The following is a 2,000-nucleotide window of genomic DNA, read 5'->3' as shown; positions in this document are numbered from 1 at the left end:
TTTTGTTATGTCAATTTCAGCTATAACGCCTATAGTATAAGGGTTTTATAGCTATTTTATTTTTTGTTAGTTGTTTCTATAGTCTCAAGATAAGAAGAAACACACCAAAAATAACATTATTTTATCCAAAAAATAAATAAAATGTAGAGGTAAATTTTCACCTTCTACACTACTCTATAAACTAATTTTATTTTATTTGTGTAAATCTCCGTTATGTGTCCTTAGTATCCAGATAGGTAAAGAAATAAACTCTAAAACTCAAATATTTAATTTAATAACTATAAATAATATAGCATATTTTATCTTTTTATTCAATCTTATTTTTTTAATAAATGTACAAATGTACATGATAAGAGCATAGTTATATAATCGCTCTTATACTTTTATTATTTTTATCTTTTCGGTTAAGTGTTATATAGGTCAAGTTAAGTATATCATACATATTTTTTTTAGTTTTTTTCTCTTTTGTGTCCCCTATAATAAATAAATACGGGAACAATATAAAATGTCGAAAACAACACCTTAGCACCCCTTATTATATATTGGGGGTTAACTTATTCTAGCTCACGGCTTAAAAGCCGTTCGATAATATCATTAACCCCATTTTTGACATAGACAATTATATTATTTGCTTATCAAATAATCAAAAGTCTTTCAAAACTTTTTTTGTGTTAATAATATAAATAACTTTAATTTTAATAAAAAAAACTTTTGAACTCTACTTTTGACAATTTGAGCACAAATAAATTTTATTAACTTGGGTCAAAAATAAACTTTATTAAAGACCTCTTTCTTTAACTTGTCCTATATATTGACCTGCCCCAATATTCCAAGAATAAACATAGTCTTCTAAGTCAGAATTACATACACTACATTTACATTCTTTTTCATTTTCAGTAGTATGAACTAAATCAGTATTATCAGAATCTATATCTTCCATTTTAAGCACATTATAAGCAGTTTTAAGGATACCAGCATAAGAAACTAGCCTTCTCCCTTTTAAAGCCTCTGTAAGCACCCCTACAACCTCTTGAGTTACCTCTGGATTATTTTTTATATAATCATCTGGCTTAACTGTATATTTACCAACTTCAGCAGCTGCCTTCTCCATAGCTTGTAAATAATTATCCTGGTCTTCTTGAACTTTAGATTTACCTTTTCTAGATCTTATTTTATGAACTTCAACTATAGGATCATAACTTACTTTAAGTGATTTTCTCCATAATTCAGTCCAACGTTCTTGACTTATATAATAATAACCTTGAAAATATCTTTCTTTCACAGGTAATAAAATATGAAAATGGGGGTGGTAATCTTCCCTATTTTCATTATAAGTTATCTCTAATACTCTAAAGTAACCTTCAATAGCTCGTTTTACTTCTTTTCTATAAGTTAACTTTCTATAAGCATACATCATATTATCAATGGTATCTGAAAGCATATCCCCTTTTACATTTTTAACTGTCAAAGTAAGCATTATGAATTTTAATGATTTATCTTGCAACAAAGCATAATGACAAACATTCTTCACTTGCCAAGATAATTTCATTGACCTCCTCCATTGGCACATAGGACACAACCTTTCTCTACAAAAATTAGCATAACTCAATAACTTTTGTCCTTCATGACCGTTGGGACAGTCTTTAAACTCTAAATAAGTACCACACTCATCTACTCTTACAGCTTTATTTTGATAACCTAATTTAAAATAAGCATCAGCCAACAAATGAGTTTGAATCTTTTTTTTAATCCAAGGTCTTTCTTTTCCATCAAAAGAATAATCTTGTAATACTTTACCTTTGATTTTAATATCATTTTTTGTTATACTATTTTTACAAACTAAATTAAACACAAAAAAACCCCTCTCTATATTTTGGTATCGACAACTAAATTATAGCAGAGGGTTTTTGTTATGTCAATTTCAGCTATAACGCCTATAGTATAAGGGTTTTATAGCTATTTTATTTTTTGTTAGTTGTTTCTATAGTCTCAAGATAAGA

The 2,000-nt window shown here is 27.5% G+C and carries 1 protein-coding gene; it reads right to left on the bottom strand.

Annotated elements, in window-relative coordinates; all coding sequences use genetic code 11:
• Positions 1-778: 778 nt before the first annotated feature.
• Positions 779-1,852, bottom strand: a complete 1,074-nt coding sequence (locus tag BX659_RS18590) for a protein rep (RefSeq protein ID WP_106231975.1) — start codon at positions 1,850-1,852, stop codon at positions 779-781.
• Positions 1,853-2,000 lie beyond the last annotated feature (148 nt).

The sequence above is a fragment of the Orenia metallireducens genome, assembly GCF_003001995.1.
Classification (GTDB): domain Bacteria; phylum Bacillota; class Halanaerobiia; order Halobacteroidales; family Halobacteroidaceae; genus Orenia; species Orenia metallireducens_B.
This window is presented reverse-complemented; position numbering and strand designations above follow the sequence as displayed.